Consider the following 24,528-nt stretch of genomic DNA (forward strand, 5'->3'; position numbering starts at 1 on the left):
AGTTGTACAATTTATAAAATAGGTTCCATCGTTTTTCTTAATGTGTCTACGGAGTTTTTAAACTGTCGTTGCTCTAATTCATTCAAATCTAGTTCAACAACTTCTCGAATTCCACCACGATTAATTACTGCTGGAACACCAATATATATATCGTGTTCTCCATATTGTCCGTCTAAATATGCAGAAACCGTAATAATACTATTTTCATTTTTTAGAATTGCTTTTGTTAATCTAACTAAGCCCATTCCAATTCCATAGTATGTTGCACCTTTTTTCTTAATAATGTGATATGCAGCGTCACGTGTATTTAAAAAGATTTCATCAAGCTCTCTTTGACTGTATTTTGGATTTTTCTTTAATACATGGTGTACTGGTGAGGTACCAACATTTGTTTTAGACCAAACTGGTAGTTCACTGTCACCATGTTCACCGATAATATATCCATGGATATTTCTTGCATCAACATTAAAATAATCCCCAAGCATATATCTAAAACGCGCAGTATCTAAACTTGTTCCAGATCCGATTACTCTTTCTTTTGGTAATCCTGAAAATTTCCAAGTTGCATAAGTTAATATATCTACTGGATTTGTGGCAATTAAAAAGATACCGTCAAATCCTGAAGCCATAATTTCTCCAACGATCCCTTTAAAAATAGCGCAATTTTTTGCAACTAAATCTAAACGAGTTTCTCCTGGTTTTTGAGCTGCTCCAGCCGTAATGACGACTAAACTCGCATCTTTACAATCACTGTAATCTCCAGCCCAAATTTTTGTTCTAGAATCTACAAAAGGCAGACAATGACTTAAATCCATTGCGTCCCCTTCTGCTTTATCTTTATTTAAATCAATCATAACTAATTCTTCGGCAACACCTTTATTTAACATACCAAAAGCATAGCTAGCTCCAACTGCGCCTGTTCCGATAAGTGCGACACGATTTATTTCTTTGTGTAACATAATATCCACCTCATTTGTGTTATAAAAGTGTAAGTAACTGGGACTTCTATATTATATATGTATTTCCACTCAAAGTTTGTGAAACTTTTTACAAATTTGTTACAATATTAGTCGTATACAAATACATTGTGTGCAATGTTGAATTACTCTAATTAAGTCTTACCTATTTTCAAACAAATCGTGTCACATTATACACTTATTAAATCGCTTTTATGATTCTTGATTCTGTTAAAACCAACGGCATTATAATGTCATGTTTTTCTGTCGGTAGTTCATCAATGATTTGAATGTCATAAGCTAAGGCTAGGAGTTGTTTATTATAATCTTCTAAGTAGCGATCATAATAACCACCACCATATCCTAGTCTTTCACCATTTTTTGTATATGCTACGCCAGGAACAATGATTAAATCAATAAATTCTTTCTTTATTTCCTCGCATTTTTCTTCAATTGGCTCTTGTATTCCAAAATACCCCTTCTTTAAATCATCGAAGGAATTGATTTTGTAAAAATGCATTTCTCTAGTTTCATGATTGCATTTAGGCACAACAACTGATTTATTCATTTTCCAACAAGCAGTTATTAAATACTTAGTATTTATTTCATGCTCCATTGGCATTGTTGTTGCTATTATATCTGCATTCTTCATTTGTTCTGTGCTTAATAATTTTTCAATAATTTGGTTTGACTTTTCTTCTCGGTCCGATACTGAAATATTTTTCAAGTTTTTCATCATAGAATTTCTAATTTCTTTTTTTTTCATAATAATGTCCTCCTTAGGTCAGGATTAAATTTTCAAGAGTTTAATAAAATGTATTCTAATTAAAATTATAAGTATTTAAATATAAAAAAAACAGTAGGAAAATTCCTACTGTTTACTTTGTTTCGCGATGAACTGTAACTTTTTTAAGTCTTGGGCAATATTTTTTAAGCTCAAGACGGTCTGGGTTATTACGTTTATTTTTAGTAGTGATGTAGTTACGATCTCCGCATTCTGTACATGCTAATGTAATATTTACGCGCATTTTATTTTCCCTCCTGACATAGTGACATAATCAGACTTGTATATAATAACATTCTTTCGCGATAATTTCCATAGTTTTTATTGATTCAATGTATTTCTTTTGAAATTTTTTTTATTGAATTATGTACAAACTTATTCTCATAATTCAGAGTATATTTTTGAAAGACAGCTTGATGATGTAATACACTCCCTTGATCGATTCGAATATTTGAACTAATCGACACATATGGGCCAATTACACAGTTCTCTTCAATCGTAACATCATTCCCAATTATAACGGGAGAAACAATCTTAACATTATTATTTATCGTTACATGTTCACCTAAAAAGATTCTAGGTAAAATTTGAACAGCAGGAATAGGTAAGTTTAATTTCTCTTCAATCCAATCTACGTTCAGCTTTGCAAACCTTCTAGGTGTCCCATAATCAATCCAATAACCTTCTAAATGAAAAGCATTTAAACCGATATTATTTTTTAACATTAAAGGTATTAGATCATTACTAATGTCAAAATAACGATTTTCTGGAATTTGAATTAATAATTCAGGATTCATAATATAAATTCCCGTATTAACTAATTTACTAATTTCACTACCTTCATTCGGCTTTTCAATAAAATCGATTATTTGTCCATTTTTTATTTTTACATTTCCGTATGATCCACATTTATCAACTTGTTTTACAAACATAGAAAATTTACTTTTACTTTCAAAATGAATTTTAATTGCATCTCTAATATCACCGTCAAATAAAATATCACCATTCACTAATAGAAAGGGGTCATTAAGAAAATGCTTAGACAGTCTTAAACAACCAGCTGAACCTAAACTTTTTTCTTCTATAATATAATCAATTGAAACATTTATTAATTTCATTGCATTAATCGTCTCTATTATTGCTTGGGACATATAATGAAGCTGAATGATAAATTCATTAAACCCAAGTCTTGTTAAATGTAATATTAAATGTTCAATTGCCGCTCTATTTGCGATTGGTAATAGTGGCTTAGGAATGTTGTTAGTAATTGGTAAAAGTCTTTGACCATATCCTCCAGCTAAAATAACAACCTTCATTTATTACCACCTCAATATCTTCTACTAGTTAAAGAAGTATGCTTTATATTACACAAATATGACAAAAGGGCATTCAGGTAAATTTTGTCTGAACACCCTTTTAACATATTTGACTGTTATAAACGATCGTCTTATATTTATTGATTTAATAAATAATGTTTCCCTTTAACTAAATAATAAATATTCTCTGCAATATTTGTTGCATAGTCCGCAATTCTTTCAAGATATCTGCAAATAAATGCCATTTGCATGATATTGGATACATGCTCAGGTGAATTTGCAATACTTGTCATTAGAGTTCTAACAGTTGTTCCATATAGTTCATCAACGAGATCATCAATTTCACCAATCTCTTTAGCAGCTTGTAAATCTTCTGTTCGGTATGCTTCTGAAGCTTTTGTTAACATTTCTAAGCCAAGTTCATGCATTTTTTCGATATTCTCTAATGGTAAGTTTTCTTGACGACTACGTATACGAATTGTCGATTTTGCAATATTTACTGCATAATCTGCCACTCGTTCAAGATCATGAGCAATCTTAATAGCCGTTAAATTTCTTCTTAAGTCCACAGCAACTGGTTGTTGTCTTGTAATAATTACTAAAATTAATTCATTCACTTCTTTTTCTAATTTATTGATGCGATCATCTTCATCGATTACTTCTAAAGCTAATTCTATATTTTCAGTACGAAATGCCTCCATACTTTTAATAACTGCTTTTTTCGTTTTCTCAGCCAATTCAATAATCATTTCTTGTAATGATTTTAAGTCTGCTTCAAATTGATTTCTCATCTCTTTTCACCTGTTCCCTTCTATTATCCGAATCGTCCAGTAATGTAGTCTTCAGTACGTTTATCTTTAGGTGTTGAGAACAGTTTATTTGTATCTGAGAACTCAACTACTTCACCGCTTAAAAAGAAAGCAGTTTTATCAGAAACACGGGCTGCTTGTTGCATATTATGAGTAACAATAATAATACTAAAATCTTTCTTTAAATCATGAATTAACTCTTCAACTTTTAAAGTTGAAATAGGATCAAGTGCTGAAGTAGGCTCATCCATTAAAATGACATCTGGCTCAATTGCAAGACAGCGCGCGATACATAAACGTTGTTGTTGCCCCCCTGAAAGACCAAAAGCATTCTCATGTAAACGATCTTTAACTTCATCCCAAATTGCTGCGCCTTTTAAACTTTTTTCAACAATCTGGTTTAATGTAGCTTTATCTTTAATACCATGTATTTTTGGTCCATATGCAACATTTTCCCAGATTGATTTAGGGAATACGTTTGGTTTTTGAAATACCATTCCTACATGCGTTCTTAATTCTTCAACAGGATAGTTTTTATCAAAAATATCTTGTTCGCGGTAAAGAATCTTCCCTTCCGTACGAACTGAAGGAACTAATTCAACCATACGATTTAACGTTTTTAAATAAGTCGATTTACCACATCCACTAGGTCCAATAATTGCAGTAACTTCATTCTCATAAATACTTAAATTTATATTTTTTAATGCTTTATCTTGTCCATACCATAAATTCAAATCTTGAGTATCATAAACAATTGATTTTTTTACGTTTGTATTTGTCTCTTCAATATCATCGTTTTTAATTGTATTCTCTCTATTTAATGTCATTGTCATAACTTTTCGATCCCCTCTCATCCTAAAGGAAGCTTTCTATTTTTGATAAAAAAATTTATAATCGTTTAAATTCAGTAATACGTTACATAATAATCATATTCTCAAACTATTAAACCTGTTTTAACCGAATGTAAAGATTATGTAAATAAGTTCAGAAGCTGAAGGAAAGGTGTAAAAAAGGAGTTTTCCAAATAAAAAAGAGAAGGGTTTAACCCCTTCTCTTCTTATTGATTACTATTTTGAGTGTTTTGATTATCTTGAGTGCCTTGATTGTCTTGGTTATCTAAAATGTCTTTTGGTTCGTCATTATAAATTGATTGTCTTTCTTTTTTCAATTTAAAGTATTCATCCATAATATCTCGGCCAATGTATTTATTTACTGGCGCTTGGTCAGTTTGTAACCAAGGAACTACTACTACAAAGGCAATTTCGGGATCATCATATGGAGCATATCCCATCAATGTTTCATTATAAGTTTTTACTGGTCCATTGTATTTTTTACGATCTGGACCGTCGTATACGGATTGTGCTGTACCTGTTTTACCGGCTATTTTATAGTCTACACCTGTAAAGTATTTGTGAGCAGTACCACCAGTCTCATTATATACTTTGATTAAACCTTGTTTAACATGATCGATGTATGATTGTTTCATATCAATACGGTTTAATACTTTAGGTTTAATTTCTTGTTTAATGACACCAGTATCTTCGCCGATTGAAGGTTGTCTCAATTCTTTCGCAACATGTGGTTGAATTCTGTAACCTCCATTTGCGATTGTAGATACATATTGAGCTAATTGAAGTGGTGTATAAGTATCATATTGCCCAATCGCCATATCTAGTAGGAAACCTGGGCTTTTGTCTACACCTTTAAATCCAATTGCTTCATTTGGTAAATCAATTCCAGTTTTAACACCAAGCCCGAATTGACTGAAACTGTTTCGGAATGTATCAAACGCTTTTACGTCGATATTTAAAGGCTTATTCTCTACGTAATGTGCATGTCCAATAGCCATAGCTGTTCGGAACATATAAACGTTTGATGAATACTTTAGAGCATCTAAATCATTAATCCATCCGAAGTTTTTATATGACGCTTTTACTGGTGTACTTGCAATTTTAATCGGTGTATCGAATTGCCTTTGTCCTGGAGTAATTGCCCCAGTTTGATAACCAGTTAAAAGAGTTGCACCTTTTACAGTTGAACCCATCTCATAAGATGAAGTAAGATTTCCAGTTGCGTAATCTACAACTTTATTTTTTCCTGTCTTTTTGTCTTTAACAATTTGCTTTCCTGACATTGCTAAAACTTCACCCGTTTTCGGGTTAATCATCGTAACAAATGCACGGTCCAAATATCGACCATTTGACGTTGCTTTTGCTTGTAAAAGCCTATCTTTTATTATTTTATCAACCTTACCTTGAAGTTCAATATCAATTGATAGCATTAAATCACTTCCAGGTTCCCCTTCTGTAATCACTTTCGTATCAACAACATTGCCATTTGAATCAATAACATTTTGTGCCTTACCTTTTGTACCACGTAAAACATCTTCATATTGCTTTTCGATATAACTTTTTCCTACACGATCATTACGATCATAACCACGTGCTAAATAATAATCTACATTTTGAGCAGGTAAACCTTCTTTTTCAGAAGTAATATTTCCTAAAATTGTTCGGAACGTATCACCATAAACATATTTTCTTTCCCAGTTTGTCGTTACATCTACACCTGGAAGATCGTCCAAATGTTCACTAACTGTTGCATATTCTTTTTGAGTAACTCTCTCACTTTTAATCGTTTGTGGAGTTAGTGCATAACCAGCACTCATTTGCTTGTAAATTGCAAGTATTTGCAGGTCATTTGCATTAAATGAATTGATATTAGCTACAGTAATTTTATCAAGCTGTAAATTATAGTAAGCCTTATTGTATCCAGCGTCATCATCTTTATATTGAGCTTTTAGTGTTTTATCTTCTTCTTTTGATACTAGATTTTTTGCTTCTTCAGGGTTAGTTAATAACCAAAAATCTTTTCGATCTCGTTCAGTTATTTTATTAGTTGGCATCTTAAGATAACTTTTTAACTTTGTAGCCATTGTTAATAACTCACTTGAAGATGTCCCTTTTTTTCTAGTATACGTAATTGTACGTAAAGGCGTATTATCTACTACAACCTTTCCGTAACGATCTAAAATTTTCCCCCTTGGTACAGCTTGATCGACGGTCATATTTTCTGTACGTTCTAATTCTAATTTATAGTCTTCACCTTTAACAATTTGTACGACACCTAATCTTAGAATTAAAAAAGAAAATAAGACAAACACAAGAAAAAATAGTGTATTTAGTCGTGTGGGTAATGTGATTTTATATTTCTTAGGCTTATTCATTTTCTCTCCTCTTTTTTCTACAATTACTAATTCTACATATTAATATTTTAATGATTCGGAAAAAGAATCACTGCTAAGTTTTTGACAATTTAGTGACAATACTTAAGCATGATTATATTCTAAGTTCCTCATTACGAAATAGACCAAAAAGTGTCCTGCACCAAATATACACATTAATAAAGGAATAAATTGTTCTGGTGGAAATAATTTAGTACATACAATGAAAACTGCAATTGAAAACATTCTACCACTATTTAAATACACTTCACGTATTACGATATATTCCACTCTATATTCCCTGGCCTTATACGATTTTCCTATTATATCATATGTTAAAGATAAGTAAGGTACTAAAATGATTGGATATGCCAAAGAAATTATTGCACCATAAATTATTAATAATGGAAAAGTAACTTTAAAAGCGATTACAAAAACAGCGCTGAATAAAAGTAAACCACCAATAAAGATCGCTTTCATTCTAAAATTTTCTTTTATAATTCTTGTAACAATATAATAGGTAATAAAGCTAATTAACGATGTAATTAATCCATATTTCCCTAATGCGAATTCACTTCCTGTAGATAAGAAAATATAAATCGAAATAACAAACATAAAAATCCCTTCACGAATCCCTTGAAAGAAATTAGCATGTGTAACTTTTCGCCAATTTTCATTTAGTTTTCTTTCTAGAATGACGCGCTTAATATTGAACTCACTATCAAGTTCCCTTTTAACTAAGAAACAACTTAAGACAACTGCACATACAAATAAAATGACTGCAGCGAGGAACACAAAATGATAACCTTTGTTTCCTATCATTGAAGAAATAATCGCTCCAGCTATAAAGGGGCCAAGCATTCCCGTAAAAGAATTAATTAGACCTAAAAAACCATTAAAAAATTGTCTAGTTTCTGGTTCTGTTACTTCAAATGTTAATAAATTAAACGCTAAATAATAACAGCCATTCCCAATTCCCAAAATTGCTCCAATCATAATTGTTGCTAATAATGTTTTCGTTTCAAATAGTAAAACAACTATATAGAATACTGCCAAAAAAGAAATTCCCACTCTTAAAATGACAACCCGATCGATTGTTTTAGCTAATCTACCTGTAATTATGAATGTAAGAGCTTGAAAAAACGCAATCGAAAATTGATAAGAAGCAATTGGTAAATAATTATTTGATTGCTTCCATAAATAAACATTTACAAATGTGCTAGATAAAGCTGTCGCTAAAGTAAACAATCCACCTACACTCAGTAAAAGAATTAAGTCTTTATTTAAATCTACGTCACCTAATAAAAATTTCCACTTACTCATAATAAACTCTCCTTTGTCTCATGAACTAGTTTTCCGAGTAAATGAAAATTTATCCTTTTTTAAACATAAAAAAACACTACTTAATTAATTAAGTAGTGTTCATTTTTTATAAATTATTTAGCAGCTTGGTATAATTCTTCTACTTTATCCCAGTTTACTAAATTCCAGAATGCACCAACGTAGTCAGGGCGTTTGTTTTGGTAGTTTAAGTAGTAAGCATGCTCCCATACATCTAAACCTAAGATTGGAGTTTTGCCTTCCATTAATGGTGAATCTTGGTTAGCTGTGCTAGTCACTTCTAACTCCCCATTGTTTACTACTAACCAAGCCCAACCAGAACCGAAACGAGTTAATGCAGCTTGAGTGAACGCAGCTTTTAACTCATCTAAGCTACCGAATTTAGCGTTAATTGCTTCAGCAACTTCACCAACTGGAGTGCCAGTGCCTTCTGGAGTTAATAAAGTCCAGAATAAGCTATGGTTAGCATGTCCACCACCATTGTTACGTACAGCTGTACGGATACCTTCTGGAAGTGCATCTAAGTTTGAAATTAATTCTTCAATTGAAGAAGCAGCTACTTCTTTACCTTCTAAAGCAGCGTTTAAGTTTGTTACATATGTATTGTGGTGACGAGTGTGGTGAATATTCATTGTTTCTTTATCAAAGTGTGGCTCTAATGCATCATAAGCATAAGGTAATTGTGGTAATTCAAATTTTGACATTTTTATTTCCTCCCAAAGATAATAGTGAATTTCAATTTAAAGTTATCAAATAAACTGAAAGATTTCAATAGTAATGCTTGAGAAAAGGGAAAGAAAGTAAAAAAGATTAATTTTCGGAAGAAAAATTCTGATTAAGCGAAGTGAATTATCGAAGATTTAAACTCATCATTTGTTAATTTAATAACCAAAACGAAAAAAGTCTTCAACATTATAGTTGAAGACTTTTTCACTAATTAAGGAGTAAGAGGGATTCGAACCCCCGCGGGCTGTTACACCCCTGTCGGTTTTCAAGACCGATCCCTTCAGCCGGACTTGGGTATTACTCCATAATAAAATATTGGTAGCGGCGGAGGGAGTCGAACCCACGACCTCACGGGTATGAACCGTACGCTCTAGCCAGCTGAGCTACACCGCCAAACTATAAAAATGGCTCCGCAGGTAGGGTTCGAACCTACGACCACTCGGTTAACAGCCGAGTGCTCTACCACTGAGCTACTGCGGAATAATTCACGTTGTCCTTAAGACAATATTTAATTTATCATGTTTCAAACTAAACGTCAACACTTTTTATTATTTTTTTCATTATTAATTTATATTAACTATTTTTTATTGAAAATAAATTGTTTTAACGATATTTAAAGCCAAACATAAATTCAATCCTTAAACCATTGTCATTCTCTTCTTATTTACTCTTATCATTTTAATTAAAGTTTAATATTCAATTTCCAAAAAAAGATTATAATATACAAAATAGCCCGAAAGTTACATAATAAATTTCGGGAAGTGAAATAACAATAATAAGAAAGGATGAGTTTATGAATATATTTAAACAATTTTGGTTTAGTTTATACTCTCCAAAAACAATATCAAGATATAGACTCCAAAAAATCGGTAAAACAATCTTTTTTCTTTTCCTACTAGCAATTTTATATACTCTTCCGGGATTCTTTTCATTAGTAAAAGATGTGAAGCTTCAGGTCAACAATGTTTCTGACTTGCTTAAAGATAATATTCAGTCGATTTCTTTAAACAAAGGATCTTTAACAATTAACGACAATACGCCGTTTGAACGAAATATCGGTGAATATAAATATGCTTTTTATCCAAATGAAACAGTTATACCTTCAAAATTAAAAAACGAACAGTATGCATTTGTTGTATTAAAGAATAGACTAGTTATTAAAAATGATAAAGGCGAACAAGATTATCCTTATCCTTCATTAAAATCTAAAGAAATACACAAAACGCAAGTTTCAAAATTTATTAAAAGTATAAAAGAAGCTCTTCCAGTATTCTTAATCGCATTATTTTTCCTATTTTATTTAGGTTCTTGTATCTTCATATTTATAGTTGCTACATTATTAGCGTTTTTAACAGCTTTATTTAAGTCGACTAAGCATTTGCCTTTTAGACAACGCTTTGCAATGGTTTCATATAGCTTAACATTACCTACAATTATCTATTTATTGCTAGGATTATTGAAAATAAATATCCCATTCCAAACTTTAATTTTTATTTTAATAACAGCTGGTATGTACACATTAACAATTAAAAACTTACCTTCTAAAAAATAATGTTTACTGAAGTGTGTTGCACACTTCTTTTTTTTGTTTTAAATTTTTTATTCCAAGCTCCTAATAGGAATATTCGTTGTGGACAAGCATATAGTCTACAAAAGGAGTGATTATTAATGAAAAAAATAGCTTTTTTACTTGGTTCTTTATTGCTTGCATATATAATATTCTTTGACCTTCAAGTAGGGACGATCCCCACTAAACATATTGCTACAGTAGCAAAAGCAACAAAATCAGAAAAAAAATCAACCTCACTTCCAAAATATGAAAAAATTCAAGTCAAAAACGGTGACACTGTTTTAGGTATTATCGAAAATCTTAACCCTGATTTTAACCAGCCAATCAGCCAAATTACAAAAGATTTTAGTGCATTAAATAATGGACTTTCACCTACTAAAATTCAAAGTGGAAAATCATATAAATTCCCAATTTACTCTTCACAAAAATAAAATTTGTGATATATTTCTTTAGAACCAGTTGATAAAATGAGTAATCATGAAGAAAATATGATAATGTAGATTTATACAAAATAGAAATAAAGTTATTTTTGAAGGAGCGAGTTACTCGTGAACGAAATTACACATAGAAGTAAAACACGTGCAGTTAAAGTTGGTAATGTAGTTGTTGGTGGAGCAAATGAAATTTCAATCCAAAGTATGACAACAACAAAAACACACGATGTTGAAGCAACAGTTGCAGAAATTAAACGACTTGAAGAAGCTGGATGTCAGATTGTTCGAGTTGCAGTACCAGACGAAAGAGCTGCAAATGCAATCGCTGATATTAAAAAACAAATTAACATACCTCTTGTTGCAGATATACACTTTGATTATAAATTAGCCTTAAAAGCAATTGAAGGCGGAGTAGATAAAATTAGAATTAATCCAGGTAATATCGGTCGTAAAGAAAAAGTTGAAGCAGTAGTAAATGCTGCTAAAGCTAAAGGAATTCCTATTCGTATCGGTGTTAATGCTGGTTCATTAGAAAAACGAATCTTAGAGAAATATGGTTACCCAACTGCTGATGGAATGGTTGAAAGTGCATTACATCACATTAAAATTCTTGAAGATTTAGATTTCCATGACATCATCGTATCGATGAAAGCATCAGATGTAAACCTAGCAATCGAAGCTTATGAAAAAGCTTCAAAAGCTTTCGATTATCCTTTACATTTAGGTATTACTGAATCAGGTACTTTGTTTGCTGGTACAGTTAAGAGTGCAGCTGGTTTAGGTGCAATCATTAGTAAAGGAATCGGAAATACAATGCGTATCTCATTAAGCGCAGATCCGGTTGAAGAAGTAAAAGTTGCAAGAGAATTACTTAAGTCTTTCGGTTTATCTTCAAACGCTGCAACATTAATTTCATGCCCTACATGTGGCCGAATTGAAATTGACTTAATTAGTATTGCAAATGATGTTGAAGAATACATTTCAACACTAAAAGTACCAATTAAAGTTGCCGTACTAGGATGTGCAGTAAACGGTCCTGGTGAGGCGCGTGAAGCAGACATCGGTATTGCTGGAGCACGTGGTGAAGGATTACTATTCCGCCATGGAGAAATCGTTCGTAAAGTTCCAGAAGCAACTATGGTAGAAGAACTAAAACGCGAAATCGACATTATTGCAAAAGAAAAACTAGCTGAACTAGAAGCAGCAAAAGGCTAATAATAACAAAAAGGTTAAGGACACTGCTCCTTAACCTTTTTTTATTCTTTTCCTATCTTATCAAATCGAATAATCCTGAGGAATAAATACCTTCAATTCATTAGGACGAACAAATACCCTTTCTCCAAGTTGAATATTTAGTTCGTAGAATAATTCATTCATGAGTTCGATTTCAACATAATCTTTTGTATCCTCCCGAAGGACTTCCACATACACGATCGGTCCTACAGCATGAATATGGGTTACGATTGCACTGATCGAAGTTTGATTTGTTTCAAATTTTTCGATTGTAATTTGATGAGGACGAACATAACCCGTAACTTCTTTATGTTCTTGTTCATCTAATTCTGGTAATGGGATTTCTAATCCACCACTTATTAAGTTACCCTTATTGATCCTTCCATGAAATAAATTGACTTTGCCAAGAAAATCATAAACAAACGGACTTGCTGGCGTATGATAAACTTCTTCCGGTGTTCCAATTTGTTCGATCTTCCCGCCATTCATAATGACAACTCGATCTGCAACTTCAAGCGCTTCCTCTTGATCATGTGTTACGAATATACTGGTAATATGAATTTCATCATGGAGTTTACGTAACCATCTTCTTAAATCTTTTCGAACTTTTGCATCTAATGCCCCAAATGGCTCATCTAATAATAATACACTTGGTTCAACAGCTAATGCTCTAGCTAATGCAACACGTTGTCTTTGTCCACCAGATAATTGAGAAGGAAATCGATTAGCAAAGCTTTCTAATTTTACTAATGATAGCAATTCCATCACTTTCTCATGAATTTTTCTTTTTAAAGGACGTGTAGCTCTTGGTCTAACTTTTAAACCAAATGCAATATTATCAAAAACAGTCATGTGCTGAAATAAAGCATAATGCTGGAATACAAATCCTACATTTCTTTCTTTTACTTGCACATTTGCTACATCCTGATCTTCAAAAAATATTTCACCCAAGTCTGGATTTTCTAAACCGGCAATTATTCTTAACAATGTTGTTTTACCCGACCCAGATGGACCTAATAAAGCAACCAATTCCCCTTTTTTTATATTTAAATCAATTCCTTTTAAGGCAGTTTCATTATCATAGCTTTTTATTACATTTGAAACTTTAATTGACATACAATCCTCTCCTATTGTTTCTCTTCCTTTTGAACTTTCCATTCAATTATATTTTTAATAACTAATGTCAGTATCGCAAAAATGGACATAAGTGATGCAACTGTATATGCCTGTGGAAATTGGTACTCATTATACAAATTTTCAATATGAAGTGGCATTGTAATTGTTTCTCCACGAATATGTCCAGATACAACTGATACAGCACCAAACTCTCCAACCGCTCTTGCATTACATAATATTACGCCATACAAAAGTCCCCATTTAATTTTCGGGAGTGTCACCTTCCAAAAAATATGCCATCCGTTCGCACCTAAAGTTAGTGCAGCCTCTTCTTCAGCACTCCCTGTTGCCTGCATAACCGCAATTAATTCTTTCGCTACAAAAGGCAATGTGACAAATATTGTTGCTAAAACAATTCCTGGGGTTGAAAAAATGATTTTCATATTATGTTCCTTTAACCAACCACCAAAAACTCCATTATTCGGACTAAATAAAAGAACAAATAAAAATCCTGCAACAACCGGCGACACTGCAAAAGGTAATTCAATTAGAGTTACTAATATATTTTTCCCTTTAAAATTAAATTTCGTTGTAGCCCACGCAATCGAAACGCCAAAAATGGCATTAAGTGGTAACGTAATAATCGTTACTAAAAACGTCAATTTAATTGCTGCCAATGTTTCATCATTTACAATCGTTTCTTTATAAACTCCAAAACCATCTTGTAAAGCCTTTATAAAAATTGAAACTAAAGGAAGAAATAAAAATAGCGCTAAAAAAAGTATGACAATACTGATTAAAATAATCGGAATAGTATTGACGCTCAATTTTGCTCTTTTCTCAGTACTAGCATTCATTTCTATTTTTCTCTCAATCTTAAATTCTCTTTCCATTTTTAACCCTTACCCCCTTGAACAAAAGCACGATTTGCGTATCTCTGGAAAATACTAATGATCAATAAGAGTAAGAAAGAAGTTACTAATAACACAATTGCAAGTGCAGTTGCACCCGAGTAATCATATTGCTCCAATTTTGTCATAATTAACAATGGAGTAATTTCAGTTTTCATTGGCATATTTCCCGAAATAAACACGACTGACCCATATTCCCCTAATGATCTTGCGAATGCTAAAGAAAATCCTGTCAATAATGCTGGTAAAATCCCTGGAAAAATTACCTTCCAAAAAATTTGAAAACGGCTTGCACCTAGACTTGCCGCTGCTTCCTCAACATCTTTTTGAAAATTTTCAAGAACAGGTTGAACCATTCTTACTACGAATGGTAAACCAATAAATGTAAGAGCTATAATAATCCCGAGTGGTGTATAAGCAATTTTGAAAGAGAAAAATTTTCCAACCCATCCATCAGGAGAATACAATGTTGTTAAAGTAATACCAGCAACTGCAGTCGGTAATGCAAAAGGTAAATCAATGAATGCATCTACAATTCGTTTTCCAGGAAAACGATAACGTACAAGCACCCAAGCTACTAATAAACCAAAAACAGCGTTAATAATCGCAGCAATAAAGGCAGTTCCAAAACTTACTTTATAAGACATTAGTACTCTATGTTCACTCACAATTTTTATAAATTTAGACCAACCTATATCGAAAGAATGTAAGAACAGCATCGATACCGGAAGAAAAATAAAAAAGCTTATATATAATATTGAAAATCCAAACGTTAATCCAAATCCAGGTAGGATTCTTTTTCGCTTCTTAAACAATTATGTCAATCCTCCTTAAAATAAAAATCAAATAAAGAAGACTTGGCTTAAGCTCTAGTAAAACGCCCAATAAAGTCCAATGTCCTCCTTATTTTTCAATTACGTGATTATTGATAAATTTGGTCAAATACTCCACCATCATCAAAATGCTTCGATTGAGCTTTCGCCCATCCTCCGAAATCTTTATCAATTGTTAGCAATGGTAGGCTAGGATATTGTTTACTATATTTAGCGAGAATCTCTTTATCTCTCGGACGATAATAATTTTCGGCAATGATTTTTTGACCTTCTTTACTATAAAGATAAGATAAGTAGCCCTTTGCCACTTCTTCAGTTTTCTTTTCCTTCACATTTTTATCTACAACCGCAACAGGTGGTTCAGCTAGAATACTAATCGAAGGGTAAACAATTTTATATTTCCCCTCACCTAATTCCTTCACTGAAAGTAATGCTTCATTTTCCCAAGCTATTAATACATCTCCAATTCCTTTTTCAACAAATGTAGTTGTTGAACCACGTGCCCCAGTATCTAAAACTGGAACGTTTTTATATAATTTCTTCATAAATGCTTTTACTTTTTTCTCATCACCATTATATTTTTTATCTGCATAGCCCCAAGCAGCTAAATAATTCCATCTTGCACCACCTGAAGTTTTTGGATTTGGAGTAATTACTTGAACTCCTTTTTTCGTTAAATCATCCCAATCCTTAATATTTTTCGGATTTCCTTTCCTTACTAAAAAAACAATTGTTGATGTATAAGGCGTTGAATTGTATTCAAATTCTTTTTGCCAATTAGGGGATAATAGTTGTGCCTTTTCATTGATCGAGTCAATATCATATCCAAGAGCCAGTGTTACTACATCAGCATCTAAACCGTCGATTACTGCCCTAGCTTGTTTTCCAGAACCACCATGTGACTGTTTAATTGTGACAGTTTGGTTATGTTCTTTTTCCCAATATTTACTAAAAGCTTTATTATAACTTTCATATAATTCGCGAGTTGGATCATAAGAAACATTTAACAATTCTACTTTTTTATTTGCTGCTTCAGTATTGGTTGCCTCAGATTTATCGTCTTTCAAGGTTGCATATAACACTCCTGAAACTGCTAATACAACAACTACCGAGCTAATAATCCATTTCTTTGCCCCCACAATGATCTGCCCCTCTCAATTTCAATTTTCCGATTTTTATTTGTACCCATCCCTACACTTCAACACATTAAAATCTCCCCTTTAAGGCACAAATATAAAGAAAACTCGTCGATTGCCTAGCCATTTAAGCGAAAGCAGAGACGTAGTTGCACTTATACTTTATTCCTATAATCAGCAGCTATGGCGAGTAATCTTCATCGCTGCCAATTTATCCTTTTTAAAGTGCAAAAAGACCCTTAACTAATGTAAATAGTTAAGGGCCTTTGGTCTTCCAATCAGCCATATTGAATTTTTATATAAGCTTAATAATAAACACACTATTCCTATGTGTCAACTATGATTTTAGAATTTTTAAAATTATTTCTCTTATTATTCACTTTTTATACATTCCTCATTGTATACTCATTATATTTACTATTTACATTAAATTTTATGGAGGATTTCATGCTAATCGAGTCATATTTTAAACACATCCGTTTAAAACAAATCCAATCAATTTCATATTCCTCATTAAAACAAATTCATAAGCATCATTTACTTTCAATACCATTTGAAAATATCGATATTATTTCTCAAATTCCGCTCTCAATGAATCCTTCAAAAATTATGAAAAAAATAGCTACAGGTAAGCGAGGTGGGATTTGTTTTGAAACGAATTCGTTACTTTTTTCAGTCTTACAGGAATTAGGTTTTAATGTATCATTTATTTCAACCAAATTTTGGAATGAAGAAAAACAATGTTGGAATCCTGAATTCTCACATTTATCTATATTAGTAAAAATTAACGATCAAAATTATCTCGCAGACGTAGGAATTGGTGGCGGTTTTTTAGAACCCCTCTTGCTTCATGACCATTATGAATACTCAGATCCAAATGGATCCTATCGAATGATTGAACAAGACAATTCGAACTTCATACTTCAAAAGTTTAATGGAACTTGGAATGACTTATTATTCATTTCAATTATTCCTAAGCAGCTACAACAATTCGAAGAACAATTTCATTACTTCCAAACTAGTAAAGAAACAATTTTCACCCAATATAAAATCGTCAACTTATTAACGAAAGAAGGAAGAATTTCATTATCAGATCACCAATTAAAAGTAACCAAAAATCATAGAATTTGTGTAACTGAAATAAAAAATCAAGAAGAGTGGCAATCAATTTTTAATCAACTATTTAATCAAAAAGCAGAAATGAAAGGTTAAACAAATTAGCCATGCCATGACATTTTCCTCCTCAATCTTCTAATAAATTAGTTAATTTTGCAAAAATTAACTGTATTCGAAGAGAAGGGAGCAAATAATTTGAAAAATCACGAAAAGCAAAACAGCATTATAAGAGAAAGAAAAGAAGACGAAATAAGTATTGTAAATCAGGACCAAAAAAATAACCAACCACTTCCGCAGCCAAAGGATATTGAAGAAATAGAATACTAAAAAAAAGACCTTCTAATTTTTTGGAATTAGAAGGTCCTTTTATCATTTCATTTTACTAATCATATGAATCACTTCTTCTACTATATAAGGCACTTCTTCAAATGCATTTCTCATATGTAACCTCTCAGTTAACTTATGTGCATCTTTTCCGAACGGTCCGATATTTAACACAGGAGCATTTAATTTTCCCATTAAGCTAAAAGGTAAAGTATAACTATCTCCCCATACTGGTGTGTTCAACTCGAATGCTGTCCATCCGCCAAGCGAATCACTGTAATTTACATAACTTAAGTCACTTATTCCATTAAAATAGTGAATACGTTTTACTGGTAAATTAAACTGATTACTAGCAAGCTCTGAAGAAAATTTTATACACTGCTCCACTAACTCATCTCCAGTAGAATTTATTGCTGGATAGTAAGGTGGTGCAAATAAAATGATCATAGCAGGCGCAAGCTCCTGACATTCAATCATTAAATTGTCTGCAATTCTAAAGGACTTCTCACGATCATCCCACTCATTGTGCGAATGAATTTCTTTTTTAAGGTTCAACACATAATCCTCGCCGAGCTTCCTGATAGCATATTGCTGCAAGTCTGTATATTGGATAACCTTTACTTTTCCAACCGGATTTACGTTATGTCTATTACAAATCTTTTCATATTCAAAATTACATTCTTCAGCAGCTTCTTGTGCTATTTTTTCGAATAAATTAAAGACTTCAGAAGCATTTCTTTTCATTAAAAACACATTGTATAGCGCACATGAACGAAATGGCGTTTGAGTCGAATACTCTAACCTCAAATCCTTCTGCTGTAATGTAACAGGTAGCGGCGTCTTCTCACCAAAATCAATCTCTTGAAACTCCTCATTCCACTCCATTTTTCTAGTTAAAAAGGATGCAATATATGGAGAGGTTATGCCACTTAATGGTTCTCCAGCATGAGTTTCTTTCCCATAAAATAATGCTGCCGGCATTATTTTACCAATTGTACCAGAATAAATATAATACTTTGGATCTCCCGGTTCTTGTGAAAATACAGGCTCACCATTTAAAAATAATTTGAAATTCAAATCATATTCTTCCTGAAGATTTACAAGTGTTGAGACCGCATCACGCATTCCAGCTGAATTTACCTCTTCATCAGGAACGGTTAATAATAAAAGATTTATTGGCCATTCCTCAATACTAGCTTTCTCAATAATACTCATATGCATCGCAAGTCCCATTTTCATATCCATCGAACCACGACCAAATAAATATTCACCAGAATTCAAATCACTTTGAACATCTTTTGATAATTCATTTATCCGTTCTTGAAAAGCATTTGTTAAATCCTCTGTATTTGTAGACAAATGTTCAAGCTCACCATATTCTTCTGTATTTACTGTATCAAAATGACTTATAAGACAAATCGTATCCTTTATATCTGGCCGTTTATACAATGCAGTTAAAAATTTCCGACCTTTATCTGAATCATGCAACTTCAGTTGATGCGGTAAATCTTTAAAATATTGTAAAGCAGATAGCTTTTTAAATAAATTTACTGGAAATTGCCGTTCGCCATCTGTTAGCGTTATACTTTTCCAGCTAACTAGCTCTGTAAGTAATTTTTTCAAGTTTTCAGGTGAATTCCATAACATCTTATTCATATTTGTCCCCCATAATCATTCTGTAATTTAATTTTAAAGTTCTCTAATTGTAATGGGTAATTCGATCAATAATTCACCTATTCTAGAAATGTGACTGAATACCTTTTTTAAATAGTAGAAACGGTAAAAAATAAAAAACCATCTATTTCTAGATGGAAAAAATTGAATTAATAGCATCCTAAATTAATATTTAAAATTGTCTTTAGTCAAAGTATCTAAAAATCTTGAATGTCAGACTACTTGCAGGCGCTTAGTAGACAGTCTGATGCTTAATACTGAGCACCATTTATATTCCACACAATAAAAGTACACACAAAAATTAATCCAAATACGAACATCAATATAAATCCAGATAATTTTGCTAACCCTTTTTCTTCTTTTATAATTGCTATTACACCAGTAATTAAACTTGCAAAAAGACAAATATAATAAATATAAAATGAGATAACTTTTATTGTATTTAAAGTTTCGACCGTAAACGCAAAAATTGCACTAATTAAACTACCTAAAACAAAAAAGTATGCTAACTTACCGATTTTTTGGCTAAACTTTATTACTCCATTTGTAATAATTCCAAAACAACTAATTAGCGAAAGCCAAAAAATCCCTTCTAAGATTCTTCTGCTAACAATTGGCAATGAGTTCGCAAAATGTCCTATAAATGAAATAAGTATAACAAACAATAATAAGAAGACATTTCTTCTATATTTTTTGAGCTCCTGCAAACCACTCAGCCTCCTAGGCTATAAGTTTATTAAACATCTTGCCCTAATGCATACTATTCAACAATAGAGGGAATTCCCCTTTATTTAACGGATAAAACAACAATTAAAAAAGAACAAAAGTTCCCGTTTTATGTCGAAAAAAATTTAAAATAATCTATATTGCAAACGCATGTTCTCTATTTTATAATTTAGATATGAATAGAATAGAATATGGTAATAGTTAGACAAGCGTTTTAGACTATTTAAGTCATATTTTTTTCAATTCACAATTTAATTTTTAAACAAGGAGTGTAGTGGACATGTCATTAGAATTAATCCCTTATTTAATCATGGATGGAAATGCTCAAGAAGCAATTAATTTTTATGAAAAAGCACTTGATGCTAAGGTATTATTTAGTCAAACTTATGGAGAAGTTGGAGACGACTCAGAAGGAAAAATACCGTCTGATGCTAAGAATTTAATCATGCACGCAACGATCCAAATCGGAGAATCAGTATTAATGGTTTCAGATACTTATCCTGGTTACCCATTCCAAAGTGGAAACCAAGTAACAATTTGTATTTCTACAAATGAAATTGAAATTTCAAAAAGATTTTTTGAAGGCCTTTCAGATGGCGGTGAAGTAGAATTACCTTTACAAGATACTGGATTTAGCCCATGTTATGGTAAAGTAGTCGACAAATTTGGCGTATTATTCCAAGTATTTACACACCCTGCCGGGCAGCAATAATCTATTAGTGAATAATTGCTTGTTTAATTTTTACAAGTTCTAAACTTCCAGGTTTCAAAAAATTCTTAATTAGAAATTCATACATAATTTAGCTGCAAAAAACGACTCGGTCAAGGACTGAGTCGTTTTGATCAATTATATTCTTCTTTGGATATACCTTACAACATTCGTAACTAATTTTCTTGGCATGAATCGAACAGAATTTGCTAGTATTTTATTTGTCATTCCAGGAATCACAATTGTCTTTCCATCTTTAAATCCCCTATATGCTACTTTAGCAACATCTTTTACATTCCCTACTCCACTTTGGAATAAATTTGATTCATGCATATTAGCACGTTTTCCAAAATCCGTTCTGTTGCACCAGGACAAACAGCTGTTACTTTAATATTTGTTCCTTTCATTTCATTCGAAAGTGCTTCTGTAAAAGAAAGAACATAGGACTTTGATGCATAGTAAACTGCCATTAAAGGCCCTGGTTGAAATGCTGCTGTAGAAGCAATATTCATCACCCCACCTTTATTTCGTTCAATCATCCCTTTTAAAAACAGTTTTGTCAGATGTGTAACTGTACGTATATTTAAATCAATCATGTTTAACTCTTCGTCTAAATTTGTAGCTGCAAACTCCCCAAATAATCCAAATCCAGCATTATTCACTAAATAATCAACTTGAATATTTTCAGCATTTAATTCCTTTTCTAAAGAAACTATTTCATCTTCCTTAGATAAATCCTTTGAAAATAGCTGAATCTTTACATTCGACATTGATTCAATTTCATTTTTTACTTTTAACAAATTATCAATTGATCTAGCTACTAAAACTAAGTCGAATCCATCTTTTGCAAATAAAATAGCTAATTCTTTACCAATTCCTCCAGACGCTCCTGTAATTAATACGGTCTCATTTGATTTCATCTTTTTGTCTCCCTGCTCTTCACATTTATATTATTTATCATTTAATTTCAATTAAGATTATATGTTTAAACATTTAAACATATGTTGAAACTTACTATACCTTATAAATGAAAAAAAGACAATAATATATTGTCTTTAGAAACTTGGAATATAGTCTACTAATCTTTTTTTATGTCTTCGTTTATTTTATCAAGCTTTGCCTCAAGTCTCTGCATTTGAACCCTATTATTCTTAGTAGATCGATAAATAAATACAACAAAAATAATAATAGCAACCGGTATTAAAAATACAATCAACTGAAAGATTAAATCTCCTATAGCTATATTTTCCATATTTTTACTCCTTAGTTTTATCAATGTACATTAAATAAATTATTCACTTCTAATTTAAGTATATACGAAATTGGTAAATTATGTAATACATTTTAAAAATTAGATCTTATCCCTAAAATAAAATAGAGAGTACTATTTGTACTCTCTAAAAGTGGTTGGAATTCAACTACATTCTGGACATAGTCCGTATATTTCAAATTTATGGCTTTGTACTGTATAACCAGGTAAATCAACAGATAAATTTTCCATAGGACATCGATAAATACTTTTTGTATTACCACAATCTAAACAAATAAAATGATGATGATGCTCCGAAGAAGAGCACTTTGATCGAAAACGCTTTTCACCATCTAGTTCGGTAACTTCCACTACATCTACTTCAATAAACGTAGATAAATTGCGATAAATTGTATCAAAGCTAAGGCCTTTGTATTTATCTATTAATGCTTGTTGAATATCTCTTGCAGTTACATATTTATTTTGCCTAAAAATATATTCAAGCATATCATATCGTTTAGGCGTATTTTTAAAGCCTCTTTCTTTTAATAATTTTGATGCATCTGCTAATTTCATTTAATCACTACCTTTGACTTGTTCTTAACTTCTTCAAACCTAAAGTAAAAATAAGAATAAGGATTTGCAGGATCACAATCGTACCACCAGGCGCTAGATTTAAATTATAAGAAAGCAAAATACCTGCAACTACTGAAAACTCTCCGAAAATAATTGAAAAGATGATTGTTTGCTTAAACCCCTTCGAAATTCGTATACTCGATGCTACTGGTAAAGTCATTAGAGAAGATACTAATAAAACACCTACAACTCTCATTGAAATGGATACTACTAAAGCAACTAATAAAATAAACAAGTAATGAATCCATTTTGCATTTATACCTGAAGCAACTGCATATTCTTCATCAAATGATAATAGGAACAATTCTTTATAAAGTACTATAATAGATATTACTACAAAAACAGCTATAATTATGACAGTAATTAAATCTTCTTGTGACACAGCACTAACACTACCGAACAAATAACTAAATAGATCTGTATTAAATCCATTAGCTAATGAAATTAAAATAACACCTAATCCCATTCCTCCTGAAAGAATGATTGGAATTGCTAACTCTTGATAATGTTTATAAACACTTCTTAATTTTTCAATTAAAAATGCTCCTGCAACTGAAAATGTCATCCCCATAAATAAAGGGCTAACAAAACCAGATGTAAAGAAATACTTTTCAAGTAAAAGACTTGCTGCAACTCCTGATAAAGTCACGTGACTCAACGCATCAGAAATAAGTGATAATCTCCTAAATACAACAAATACACCTAATAAAGGAGCCATAACTCCAATAATCATACCAGTGATTAATGTATTTCTCAGAAAATCATAATGAAAAAAATCCATCATATTCGCTCTCCCCCATTCTCGTGATTATGAGATAGTACATGCACAGAATGGCCATATAGAAGAGACAAATCCTTCTCAGTAGCATCTTTAAACTTATCTCTACTACCATGGAAGTGTAATCTTTTATTTAAACATGCAACATGTGATACTTTATCAGTAATAATGCCTATGTCATGAGAAACTAATAATAAAGTAATACCAAGCTTAGTATTTAAATCGCTAAGTAATTCATAAAAGCTTTCTACATTTTCAGCATCTACCCCAACGGTTGGTTCATCAAGTATTAATAGTTCGGGATTACTTACAAGTGCTCGCGCAATAAAGACACGCTGCTGTTGTCCACCTGATAGTTCGCCGATATTACGATTTGCAAATTCATACATACCAACTGATTTTAAGGCCTCAGCGACTTTTTGTTTATCCGAATTTTTAAAACCGTTAAACAATCCTAGTTTAGAAACAAGACCTAATGATACTACTTCAAAAACCGATGCTGGAAATCCAGAGTTAAAACTATTCGCTTTTTGAGATACATAACCAATCTTATCCCAGCTTTTCATTTTTCGAATATCTGTACCGAATATCTCTATTTTTCCTTCATCTGGTTGTTGGATACCTAATATACATTTTAGTAGAGTTGATTTGCCGCTACCATTTGGACCAACTAGACCTAAAAAGTCTCCCTTTTTTACTAGAAGATTAATGTCGGTTAATACCTTTTGACGTTCATAGCTATAGGACAAATCTTCAATTTTTATGATATCTTGACTCATTTATTAAAACACCTTCATCTATTTAGGAATAATTACGTTTTACTTCAAGTTCTTAGTATAAGAGAATAGTTCTTATTTGTAAACAAAGAAAACTCGGCAAAATTTATATACGTTTTTAATTTAATTTCATCTTTATCAATACTTTAAAT

The 24,528-nt window shown here is 31.8% G+C and carries 27 protein-coding genes and 3 tRNA genes; 6 read left to right on the top strand and 24 right to left on the bottom strand.

Annotated features, from left to right (window positions below; all coding sequences use genetic code 11):
* Positions 1 to 11 precede the first annotated feature (11 nt).
* The 12 genes from AB1282_RS22795 to AB1282_RS22850 form a co-directional block, all read right to left on the bottom strand.
* Positions 12 to 959 (bottom strand): L-lactate dehydrogenase, encoded by a 948-nt coding sequence (locus tag AB1282_RS22795; RefSeq protein ID WP_056475030.1) that lies wholly within the window; start codon positions 957 to 959, stop codon positions 12 to 14.
* Positions 960 to 1,158: 199 nt separating this feature from the next.
* Entirely contained in the window at positions 1,159 to 1,722 is a 564-nt protein-coding gene (locus AB1282_RS22800) for a 5-formyltetrahydrofolate cyclo-ligase (protein ID WP_056475027.1), read from the bottom strand.
* A 112-nt stretch (positions 1,723 to 1,834) separates the two neighbouring features.
* Positions 1,835 to 1,984, bottom strand: coding sequence for a 50S ribosomal protein L33 (rpmG, locus tag AB1282_RS22805; RefSeq protein ID WP_056475024.1), 150 nt, complete (start codon positions 1,982 to 1,984; stop codon positions 1,835 to 1,837).
* A gap of 85 nt (positions 1,985 to 2,069) precedes the next feature.
* Positions 2,070 to 3,056: a sugar phosphate nucleotidyltransferase gene (locus AB1282_RS22810; RefSeq protein ID WP_056475021.1), complete on the bottom strand. Its 987-nt coding sequence runs from the start codon at positions 3,054 to 3,056 to the stop codon at positions 2,070 to 2,072.
* 137 nt (positions 3,057 to 3,193) lie between these two features.
* On the bottom strand, positions 3,194 to 3,847 hold the full coding sequence (gene phoU, locus AB1282_RS22815; RefSeq protein WP_056475018.1) for a phosphate signaling complex protein PhoU: 654 nt from the start codon (positions 3,845 to 3,847) through the stop codon (positions 3,194 to 3,196).
* Between the two features lie 23 nt (positions 3,848 to 3,870).
* Entirely contained in the window at positions 3,871 to 4,719 is an 849-nt protein-coding gene (gene pstB, locus AB1282_RS22820; RefSeq protein ID WP_429900509.1) for a phosphate ABC transporter ATP-binding protein PstB, read from the bottom strand.
* 203 nt (positions 4,720 to 4,922) lie between these two features.
* Positions 4,923 to 7,091 carry a peptidoglycan D,D-transpeptidase FtsI family protein gene (locus AB1282_RS22825; protein WP_429900511.1) on the bottom strand — a complete coding sequence of 723 codons (2,169 nt, stop codon included), beginning with the start codon at positions 7,089 to 7,091 and terminating at the stop codon, positions 4,923 to 4,925.
* Between the two features lie 102 nt (positions 7,092 to 7,193).
* The gene (locus AB1282_RS22830) at positions 7,194 to 8,411 is read right to left on the bottom strand and encodes an MFS transporter (protein WP_429900513.1); all 1,218 of its coding nucleotides are present in this window, start codon (positions 8,409 to 8,411) and stop codon (positions 7,194 to 7,196) included.
* Between the two features lie 113 nt (positions 8,412 to 8,524).
* Positions 8,525 to 9,133: a superoxide dismutase gene (locus tag AB1282_RS22835; RefSeq protein WP_056475008.1), complete on the bottom strand. Its 609-nt coding sequence runs from the start codon at positions 9,131 to 9,133 to the stop codon at positions 8,525 to 8,527.
* Positions 9,134 to 9,369: 236 nt separating this feature from the next.
* Positions 9,370 to 9,459, bottom strand: a tRNA-Ser gene (locus AB1282_RS22840).
* A gap of 12 nt (positions 9,460 to 9,471) precedes the next feature.
* Positions 9,472 to 9,548, bottom strand: a tRNA-Met gene (locus tag AB1282_RS22845).
* 12 nt (positions 9,549 to 9,560) lie between these two features.
* Positions 9,561 to 9,635 (bottom strand) — tRNA-Asn (locus AB1282_RS22850).
* Between the two features lie 313 nt (positions 9,636 to 9,948).
* Here AB1282_RS22850 and AB1282_RS22855 point away from each other — a divergent pair.
* The 3 genes from AB1282_RS22855 (at position 9,949) to ispG (ending at position 12,374) form a co-directional block, all read left to right on the top strand.
* Positions 9,949 to 10,707, top strand: coding sequence for a DUF1189 domain-containing protein (locus tag AB1282_RS22855; RefSeq protein ID WP_056475006.1), 759 nt, complete (start codon positions 9,949 to 9,951; stop codon positions 10,705 to 10,707).
* Positions 10,708 to 10,823: 116 nt separating this feature from the next.
* Entirely contained in the window at positions 10,824 to 11,156 is a 333-nt protein-coding gene (locus tag AB1282_RS22860) for a hypothetical protein (protein ID WP_056475004.1), read from the top strand.
* Between the two features lie 117 nt (positions 11,157 to 11,273).
* The gene (gene ispG / locus AB1282_RS22865) at positions 11,274 to 12,374 is read left to right on the top strand and encodes a flavodoxin-dependent (E)-4-hydroxy-3-methylbut-2-enyl-diphosphate synthase (protein ID WP_056475001.1); all 1,101 of its coding nucleotides are present in this window, start codon (positions 11,274 to 11,276) and stop codon (positions 12,372 to 12,374) included.
* A gap of 60 nt (positions 12,375 to 12,434) precedes the next feature.
* Here ispG and AB1282_RS22870 read toward each other — a convergent pair whose 3' ends face one another.
* The 4 genes from AB1282_RS22870 to AB1282_RS22885 all read right to left on the bottom strand — a co-directional run bounded on the left by AB1282_RS22870 (position 12,435) and on the right by AB1282_RS22885 (position 16,394).
* Positions 12,435 to 13,508 (bottom strand): sulfate/molybdate ABC transporter ATP-binding protein, encoded by a 1,074-nt coding sequence (locus AB1282_RS22870; protein ID WP_429900515.1) that lies wholly within the window; start codon positions 13,506 to 13,508, stop codon positions 12,435 to 12,437.
* Positions 13,509 to 13,519: 11 nt separating this feature from the next.
* Entirely contained in the window at positions 13,520 to 14,401 is an 882-nt protein-coding gene (gene cysW / locus AB1282_RS22875) for a sulfate ABC transporter permease subunit CysW (protein WP_429900517.1), read from the bottom strand.
* A gap of 2 nt (positions 14,402 to 14,403) precedes the next feature.
* Entirely contained in the window at positions 14,404 to 15,234 is an 831-nt protein-coding gene (gene cysT / locus AB1282_RS22880; RefSeq protein WP_056474994.1) for a sulfate ABC transporter permease subunit CysT, read from the bottom strand.
* A 107-nt stretch (positions 15,235 to 15,341) separates the two neighbouring features.
* A complete protein-coding gene (locus tag AB1282_RS22885; RefSeq protein ID WP_056474991.1) occupies positions 15,342 to 16,394 on the bottom strand; it encodes a sulfate ABC transporter substrate-binding protein in 1,053 nt (350 codons plus the stop codon).
* A gap of 441 nt (positions 16,395 to 16,835) precedes the next feature.
* Between AB1282_RS22885 and AB1282_RS22890 the strand changes: the two genes are divergently transcribed.
* The gene (locus tag AB1282_RS22890; protein WP_429900519.1) at positions 16,836 to 17,600 is read left to right on the top strand and encodes an arylamine N-acetyltransferase family protein; all 765 of its coding nucleotides are present in this window, start codon (positions 16,836 to 16,838) and stop codon (positions 17,598 to 17,600) included.
* 99 nt (positions 17,601 to 17,699) lie between these two features.
* Positions 17,700 to 17,831, top strand: a complete 132-nt coding sequence (locus AB1282_RS22895; protein ID WP_429900521.1) for a hypothetical protein — start codon at positions 17,700 to 17,702, stop codon at positions 17,829 to 17,831.
* A 42-nt stretch (positions 17,832 to 17,873) separates the two neighbouring features.
* Here the strand turns inward: AB1282_RS22895 and AB1282_RS22900 are convergent, their stop codons facing one another.
* The gene (locus tag AB1282_RS22900) at positions 17,874 to 19,484 is read right to left on the bottom strand and encodes a M20/M25/M40 family metallo-hydrolase (RefSeq protein ID WP_390311271.1); all 1,611 of its coding nucleotides are present in this window, start codon (positions 19,482 to 19,484) and stop codon (positions 17,874 to 17,876) included.
* A gap of 269 nt (positions 19,485 to 19,753) precedes the next feature.
* Positions 19,754 to 20,209 carry a hypothetical protein gene (locus AB1282_RS22905; RefSeq protein ID WP_056474982.1) on the bottom strand — a complete coding sequence of 152 codons (456 nt, stop codon included), beginning with the start codon at positions 20,207 to 20,209 and terminating at the stop codon, positions 19,754 to 19,756.
* Positions 20,210 to 20,508: 299 nt separating this feature from the next.
* Here AB1282_RS22905 and AB1282_RS22910 point away from each other — a divergent pair, with 299 nt between their 5' ends.
* On the top strand, positions 20,509 to 20,940 hold the full coding sequence (locus AB1282_RS22910) for a VOC family protein (RefSeq protein ID WP_056474978.1): 432 nt from the start codon (positions 20,509 to 20,511) through the stop codon (positions 20,938 to 20,940).
* 135 nt (positions 20,941 to 21,075) lie between these two features.
* Here the strand turns inward: AB1282_RS22910 and AB1282_RS22915 are convergent, their stop codons facing one another.
* The 6 genes from AB1282_RS22915 to AB1282_RS22940 all read right to left on the bottom strand — a co-directional run bounded on the left by AB1282_RS22915 (position 21,076) and on the right by AB1282_RS22940 (position 24,379).
* On the bottom strand, positions 21,076 to 21,270 hold the full coding sequence (locus AB1282_RS22915) for a hypothetical protein (protein WP_429900523.1): 195 nt from the start codon (positions 21,268 to 21,270) through the stop codon (positions 21,076 to 21,078).
* On the bottom strand, positions 21,237 to 21,857 hold the full coding sequence (locus AB1282_RS22920; protein WP_429900525.1) for an SDR family NAD(P)-dependent oxidoreductase: 621 nt from the start codon (positions 21,855 to 21,857) through the stop codon (positions 21,237 to 21,239). The genes AB1282_RS22915 and AB1282_RS22920 overlap by 34 nt, the downstream gene beginning before the upstream one ends.
* A gap of 158 nt (positions 21,858 to 22,015) precedes the next feature.
* Complete coding sequence (locus AB1282_RS22925; RefSeq protein WP_082459596.1) at positions 22,016 to 22,189, bottom strand: DUF4083 family protein; 174 nt, start codon at positions 22,187 to 22,189, stop codon at positions 22,016 to 22,018.
* Positions 22,190 to 22,351: 162 nt separating this feature from the next.
* Positions 22,352 to 22,762 carry a Fur family transcriptional regulator gene (locus tag AB1282_RS22930; protein WP_056474972.1) on the bottom strand — a complete coding sequence of 137 codons (411 nt, stop codon included), beginning with the start codon at positions 22,760 to 22,762 and terminating at the stop codon, positions 22,352 to 22,354.
* Between the two features lie 7 nt (positions 22,763 to 22,769).
* Positions 22,770 to 23,606 carry a metal ABC transporter permease gene (locus AB1282_RS22935; RefSeq protein WP_056474971.1) on the bottom strand — a complete coding sequence of 279 codons (837 nt, stop codon included), beginning with the start codon at positions 23,604 to 23,606 and terminating at the stop codon, positions 22,770 to 22,772.
* The gene (locus tag AB1282_RS22940; RefSeq protein WP_056474968.1) at positions 23,603 to 24,379 is read right to left on the bottom strand and encodes a metal ABC transporter ATP-binding protein; all 777 of its coding nucleotides are present in this window, start codon (positions 24,377 to 24,379) and stop codon (positions 23,603 to 23,605) included. The genes AB1282_RS22935 and AB1282_RS22940 overlap by 4 nt, the downstream gene beginning before the upstream one ends.
* Positions 24,380 to 24,528: the final 149 nt, after the last annotated feature.

This window comes from Gottfriedia sp. S16(2024) (assembly GCF_050473765.1).
Taxonomy (GTDB): Bacteria; Bacillota; Bacilli; order Bacillales; family Bacillaceae_G; genus Gottfriedia.

What these genes read in the sequence shown, in the direction of transcription:
- rpmG (WP_056475024.1), bottom strand. Translation starts at nt 1,984, where the DNA reads ATGCGCGTAAATATTACATTAGCATGTACAGAATGCGGAGATCGTAAC.
- AB1282_RS22925 (WP_082459596.1), bottom strand. Translation starts at nt 22,189, where the DNA reads ATGGAAAATATAGCTATAGGAGATTTAATCTTTCAGTTGATTGTATTT.
- AB1282_RS22900 (WP_390311271.1), bottom strand. Translation starts at nt 19,484, where the DNA reads ATGAATAAGATGTTATGGAATTCACCTGAAAACTTGAAAAAATTACTT.
- AB1282_RS22890 (WP_429900519.1), top strand. Translation starts at nt 16,836, where the DNA reads ATGCTAATCGAGTCATATTTTAAACACATCCGTTTAAAACAAATCCAA.
- AB1282_RS22930 (WP_056474972.1), bottom strand. Translation starts at nt 22,762, where the DNA reads ATGAAATTAGCAGATGCATCAAAATTATTAAAAGAAAGAGGCTTTAAA.
- AB1282_RS22910 (WP_056474978.1), top strand. Translation starts at nt 20,509, where the DNA reads ATGTCATTAGAATTAATCCCTTATTTAATCATGGATGGAAATGCTCAA.
- AB1282_RS22915 (WP_429900523.1), bottom strand. Translation starts at nt 21,270, where the DNA reads ATGCATGAATCAAATTTATTCCAAAGTGGAGTAGGGAATGTAAAAGAT.
- AB1282_RS22800 (WP_056475027.1), bottom strand. Translation starts at nt 1,722, where the DNA reads ATGAAAAAAAAAGAAATTAGAAATTCTATGATGAAAAACTTGAAAAAT.
- AB1282_RS22855 (WP_056475006.1), top strand. Translation starts at nt 9,949, where the DNA reads ATGAATATATTTAAACAATTTTGGTTTAGTTTATACTCTCCAAAAACA.
- AB1282_RS22870 (WP_429900515.1), bottom strand. Translation starts at nt 13,508, where the DNA reads ATGTCAATTAAAGTTTCAAATGTAATAAAAAGCTATGATAATGAAACT.
- cysW (WP_429900517.1), bottom strand. Translation starts at nt 14,401, where the DNA reads ATGGAAAGAGAATTTAAGATTGAGAGAAAAATAGAAATGAATGCTAGT.
- AB1282_RS22825 (WP_429900511.1), bottom strand. Translation starts at nt 7,091, where the DNA reads ATGAATAAGCCTAAGAAATATAAAATCACATTACCCACACGACTAAAT.
- AB1282_RS22835 (WP_056475008.1), bottom strand. Translation starts at nt 9,133, where the DNA reads ATGTCAAAATTTGAATTACCACAATTACCTTATGCTTATGATGCATTA.
- AB1282_RS22860 (WP_056475004.1), top strand. Translation starts at nt 10,824, where the DNA reads ATGAAAAAAATAGCTTTTTTACTTGGTTCTTTATTGCTTGCATATATA.
- pstB (WP_429900509.1), bottom strand. Translation starts at nt 4,719, where the DNA reads ATGAGAGGGGATCGAAAAGTTATGACAATGACATTAAATAGAGAGAAT.
- AB1282_RS22940 (WP_056474968.1), bottom strand. Translation starts at nt 24,379, where the DNA reads ATGAGTCAAGATATCATAAAAATTGAAGATTTGTCCTATAGCTATGAA.
- AB1282_RS22920 (WP_429900525.1), bottom strand. Translation starts at nt 21,857, where the DNA reads ATGAAATCAAATGAGACCGTATTAATTACAGGAGCGTCTGGAGGAATT.
- AB1282_RS22830 (WP_429900513.1), bottom strand. Translation starts at nt 8,411, where the DNA reads ATGAGTAAGTGGAAATTTTTATTAGGTGACGTAGATTTAAATAAAGAC.
- AB1282_RS22810 (WP_056475021.1), bottom strand. Translation starts at nt 3,056, where the DNA reads ATGAAGGTTGTTATTTTAGCTGGAGGATATGGTCAAAGACTTTTACCA.
- phoU (WP_056475018.1), bottom strand. Translation starts at nt 3,847, where the DNA reads ATGAGAAATCAATTTGAAGCAGACTTAAAATCATTACAAGAAATGATT.
- AB1282_RS22795 (WP_056475030.1), bottom strand. Translation starts at nt 959, where the DNA reads ATGTTACACAAAGAAATAAATCGTGTCGCACTTATCGGAACAGGCGCA.
- AB1282_RS22935 (WP_056474971.1), bottom strand. Translation starts at nt 23,606, where the DNA reads ATGATGGATTTTTTTCATTATGATTTTCTGAGAAATACATTAATCACT.